The 4,951-nt window shown below is 40.3% G+C and carries 4 protein-coding genes; all 4 read left to right on the top strand.

Features of this window, described 5'->3' with window-relative positions:
• Positions 1-586: sulfatase-like hydrolase/transferase (locus B2V92_RS26295; protein ID WP_293313853.1), on the top strand; the 586-nt coding region annotated here is incomplete at its 5' end.
• Positions 587-689: 103 nt separating this feature from the next.
• Positions 690-2,390 (top strand): single-stranded-DNA-specific exonuclease RecJ, encoded by a 1,701-nt coding sequence (gene recJ, locus B2V92_RS26290; protein WP_293313850.1) that lies wholly within the window; start codon positions 690-692, stop codon positions 2,388-2,390.
• 86 nt (positions 2,391-2,476) lie between these two features.
• Positions 2,477-3,217, top strand: a complete 741-nt coding sequence (lptB, locus tag B2V92_RS26285) for an LPS export ABC transporter ATP-binding protein (RefSeq protein WP_293313847.1) — start codon at positions 2,477-2,479, stop codon at positions 3,215-3,217.
• A 171-nt stretch (positions 3,218-3,388) separates the two neighbouring features.
• The gene (locus B2V92_RS26280; RefSeq protein WP_293313844.1) at positions 3,389-4,906 is read left to right on the top strand and encodes a GH3 auxin-responsive promoter family protein; all 1,518 of its coding nucleotides are present in this window, start codon (positions 3,389-3,391) and stop codon (positions 4,904-4,906) included.
• Positions 4,907-4,951: the final 45 nt, after the last annotated feature.

Below are 4,951 nucleotides of genomic sequence, written 5' to 3'. Positions count from 1 at the left end.
AATCTGGAAACAGGTTGTCGCCTCCGGACAAGCCGATAACACCATTTTTATCTTCACGAGCGATAACGGCCCCTGGATTAATGCACCACAACGCATGTATGATGATGGTTTTACCAAATTTTATCATGTAGGTTCGGCAGGGATTTTTAAAGGTTCAAAAGGCATTTCTTATGAGGGTGGTCACCGTGTCCCGTTTATTGTGTACTGGAAAGGACATACCCTTAACAATAACCAGTTAACCAAGCCAATTTCCAACCTGGATGTTTTCCCAACGCTTGCTGATTGGACCAAAAGTAAATTGCCAAAGAAGGTATATGACGGAGAATCCATCTCTGGTCTGCTCACCAATAAAAATGATAACAAAACGCATCGCCCTATTTATTACCATAACTATGTGTTAGAAGGGGTGAAAGATGGCGATTGGAAACTGCGGATTACTAAAAAAGACAATCAGGAAGTATCCGAGCTTTATAATTTATCCTGGGATCCGGCTGAGCGTGTAAACTTAATCGATGATGCAAAATATGCAAGTCAAAAGGCACATTTAATCAAACTTTATCAGGAGTATCCCGGAAATTCGAAGTAAAACCTAAGCTTTTGTTTTTAAAGTGACTTGTTCAGTATACTATCAAAGTTTGCCTCCATTTTATGCAATTAAAATGTATATTTACTGTTCGGAGACAGAATAAATGGAAAAAAGATGGGTGCTGGCATCGGATTGTAATGATGGCGCGATAACAAAAATAGCAGAACAACTTAACATAGACCGTTCTTTGGCACAGATACTGGTGCAGCGGAATATTTGCGATTTCGATCAGGCAAAAGATTTCTTCAGGCCGGATCTGGATCACCTTCATGATCCTTATTTAATGAAGGATATGGATGTTGCTATTGCCCGTATCGAAGCTGCATTGGCCACCCACGAAAAAATACTGATTTATGGCGATTACGATGTAGATGGTACAACTTCGGTTGCACTGGCTTACAGTTTCTTTTCGCAGCTTACCGAAAACATCGAATATTACATTCCCGACCGTTATTTAGAAGGTTATGGCATTTCTACGGCTGGGATAGATTACGCGAATAAAAATGGATTTTCGCTCATTATTGCTTTAGATTGTGGTATAAAATCGATCGATAAAATTGATTACGCCAATACTTTGGGGATTGATTTCATTATCTGCGATCACCATTTACCAGGCGATGAAATTCCTAAAGCCATTGCCATTTTAGATCCTAAACGTACCGACTGTGCTTATCCATTTAAAGAACTTGCCGGCTGCGGTATCGGTTTTAAACTGGCCCAGGCCTATGCACAAAAACACTATCTTGCTAAAGAAACTTACCTGCAATATTTAGACCTGGTGATGGTAAGTATCGCAGCTGATATTGTTCCGGTAGTAGGCGAGAACAGGATTTTGGCTTATTACGGCTTAAAAAAATTAAATACCAATCCATGCGAAGGTTTAAGGGCTTTGATGGAAGTTTCGGGCAAAACCGAAAATTATACCATTACCGATGTGGTTTTTACCCTTGGTCCGCGGATTAATGCTGCTGGTAGGATAGATCATGCAAAACACGCTGTTGCCATGCTGCTCTGCCAGGTAGATAGCAATTCGTTAGAGCAAAGCGAACTCATTAACCTTAAAAATACCGAACGTAAAACCTACGATCAGGACATTACCCGCGAGGCTTTGGCTCTAATCGGCGAAAGTGATGTGCTCATTAACAGGAAAACTACGGTGGTTTTTAATGAAAGCTGGCATAAAGGGGTAATCGGGATTGTGGCTTCGCGCCTGACTGAAAAGTATTATCGCCCAACCATCGTACTCACCAAATCTAACGGACACGTAGCAGGTTCGTGCCGCTCGGTAGTGGGATTCGATTTATATGAAGCTTTAAGCGGTTGTGCACATTTATTGGATCAATACGGCGGACATAAATTTGCCGCAGGTTTAACAATGCAGGAGCATAACATTGATGCTTTTGCCGATAAATTTGAAGAAATCGTATCGGCAAGTATTACCGAAGAACTGCTTACACCCATGATCAGGATTGATGCCGAAATAGAATTGGCGCAAATTGATGGTAAGTTTTTCAGGGTATTATCGCAGATGGGGCCATTCGGACCCGAGAATATGTCGCCGGTGTTTGTTACCCACAACGTGTACCTTGCGCAACATGCCATGGCGGTTGGTCAAAATCATTTAAAAATTAATATAAAACAACAAAATTCGCCTATTTTTGAAGGCATTGCATTCGGATTGGCTGAATTTCAAAATCTTTTACAACCAAAGGTGCCATTTTCGGTTTGTTATACGTTAGAAGAAAACGTATGGCGTGATAAAAAACGTTTGCAGTTAAATATTAAAGGAATAAAAGTTAATTAAATAATTAAAATCGTCATCCTGAATTTATTTCAGGATCTTTTGAATAAGATGCTGAATCAAGTTCAGCATGACGGATGGATCAATATATGATACTAAGAGCCGAAAATCTGGTTAAAAAATATAAACAACGTACTGTTGTAAACAATGTTTCCTTTAACGTAAGTCAGGGAGAAATTGTTGGGCTTTTAGGCCCTAACGGTGCAGGGAAAACAACTTCCTTTTACATGATCGTAGGTTTGATCAAACCAAATGAAGGCCGTATTTTCCTGGAAGAAGAAGATATTACAGAAGATGCCATGTACCGCAGGGCGCAAAAAGGTATCGGTTATTTGGCACAGGAGGCATCTGTTTTCAGAAAGCTTACTGTAGAAGATAACATTCTTGCTATTTTGGAAATGAGCAATATGAGCAAGGAAGAACAAAGAGATAAACTTGAAGAGTTAATCAATGAATTCAGCTTGCATAAAGTACGTAAAAACCGTGGCGATTTATTGTCGGGTGGCGAGCGCCGCCGTACCGAAATTGCCCGTGCATTGGCCGCTAATCCTAATTTTATCCTGCTTGATGAACCATTTGCCGGGGTAGATCCAATTGCTGTAGAGGAAATCCAGAGTATTGTGGCTAAGCTGAAACATAAAAATATCGGCATTTTAATTACCGATCACAACGTACAGGAAACACTTTCCATTACCGATAGGGCTTATTTACTGTTCGAGGGAAAAATCCTGGAGCAGGGTGTGCCGGAGGTTTTGGCTGAGAATGAAATGGTAAGAAAAGTATATTTGGGATCGAATTTCGTGTTGAAACGTAAGAAATTTGATGTTTAAGTCATAATCAACAAACAAAATTTAACCTGGTGTGTTGCCTAATCGCAATGTTGAACCAAAAGCTATAAAATTATTTACTGTGTATAAAAATCTGTGTGTGTCCCCATTAAACCAAGTGGCAGGTGTGAAAGTCTGTAACAAAATGATACTCATTCATTTTAACATTTAACGATGGCATTTGTAAATTCGATTTTTACCTGGTTAATGAAAAAGCGGATCCATCAGATCGAGCTTTTTATGAAATATCCCTACGATGTTCAGGAAGAGTGGTTTCATACGCTGATTGATAGCGCCGAAAATACCGAATGGGGCAAACGTTTTGATTATAAGTCGATTTTAACCCCACAACAATACCAGGAACGCGTTCCTATCCAAAATTACGATACCTTAAAGTCATATATCGAACGCATGCTCAATGGCGAACAAAATATTCTTTGGCCATCCGATATCAAGTGGTTTGCAAAATCATCAGGAACCACGAGCGATAGGAGTAAATTTATCCCTGTTTCGCAAGAATCGTTAGAAGAATGCCATTTTAAAGGTGGTAAAGATATGCTTTCCATTTATTGCAATAACCGGCCCGATAACCAGATGTTTACCGGTAAAGGTTTGGTTTTGGGTGGAAGCCATCAGGTTAACCAGTTAAACGAAGATTGCTTTTATGGCGATTTATCTGCCGTACTGATCAAAAACCTGCCGATATGGGCCGAATATTACCGCACGCCCGATATGTCTATCGCTTTGATGGACAACTACGAAATCAAGATGGATCGAATGGCGGAAGCCACCATCAACGAAAACGTAACCAGTATTTCGGGCGTACCCACCTGGACTATCGTATTGGCAAAAAAAGTACTCGAACTTACCGGAAAACAGAATTTACTCGAAGTTTGGCCAAATCTGGAACTTTATATCCATGGCGCAGTAAACTTTGCACCTTACCGCGAGCAGTTTAAACAGCTCATCCCTTCCAACGAAATGTATTATCTCGAAACCTATAATGCATCAGAAGGCTTTTTCGGTATACAGGATCAGGACCATTCTGAAGAAATGTTATTGATGCTCGATTATGGTATTTTCTATGAGTTTGTGCCCATGGAGAACATCGGAGAAGAAAATCCTAAAGCTTTATTGCTGGGCGAAGTAGAATTACATAAAAACTACGCCATTGTGATTTCTACAAACGGTGGTTTGTGGCGTTACATGATCGGTGATACGATCCAGTTTACCTCGCTTTCTCCTTACCGCATTAAAATTACCGGGCGTACCAAACATTTTATCAATGCTTTTGGCGAAGAAGTAATTATTGATAATGCCGAACAAGCCCTAACAAAAGCCTGCCAGGAAACGGGTGCAGAAATAAAAGATTATACCGCTGGACCAATCTATTTTAAAGAAGAAAAAGCTGGTGGGCACGAATGGATTATCGAATTTGATAAACAGCCAAACGATTTTGAGAAGTTTGTTGATGTGATGGATAATACATTGCGCGAGGTAAATTCCGATTATGATGCCAAGCGTTTTAAAGATATGGCACTGGCACGGCCAAAAGTGCACAATGCGCCAGCCAACACTTTTTATAACTGGCTAAAAGCAAAAAATAAACTTGGCGGACAACATAAGGTGCCACGTTTGGCCAACGAGCGCAAATACGTGGATGATATTTTGGAGATGATGAAATCAACTTAACTTTGATATGTCAGTCTGAGCCTGTCGAAGACCTGACGATGGCAC

Source organism: Pedobacter sp. UBA5917 (genome assembly GCF_002432345.1).
Classification (GTDB): domain Bacteria; phylum Bacteroidota; class Bacteroidia; order Sphingobacteriales; family Sphingobacteriaceae; genus Pedobacter.
This window is presented reverse-complemented; position numbering and strand designations above follow the sequence as displayed.

What these genes read in the sequence shown, in the direction of transcription:
- recJ (WP_293313850.1), top strand. Translation starts at nt 690, where the DNA reads ATGGAAAAAAGATGGGTGCTGGCATCGGATTGTAATGATGGCGCGATA.
- lptB (WP_293313847.1), top strand. Translation starts at nt 2,477, where the DNA reads ATGATACTAAGAGCCGAAAATCTGGTTAAAAAATATAAACAACGTACT.
- B2V92_RS26280 (WP_293313844.1), top strand. Translation starts at nt 3,389, where the DNA reads ATGGCATTTGTAAATTCGATTTTTACCTGGTTAATGAAAAAGCGGATC.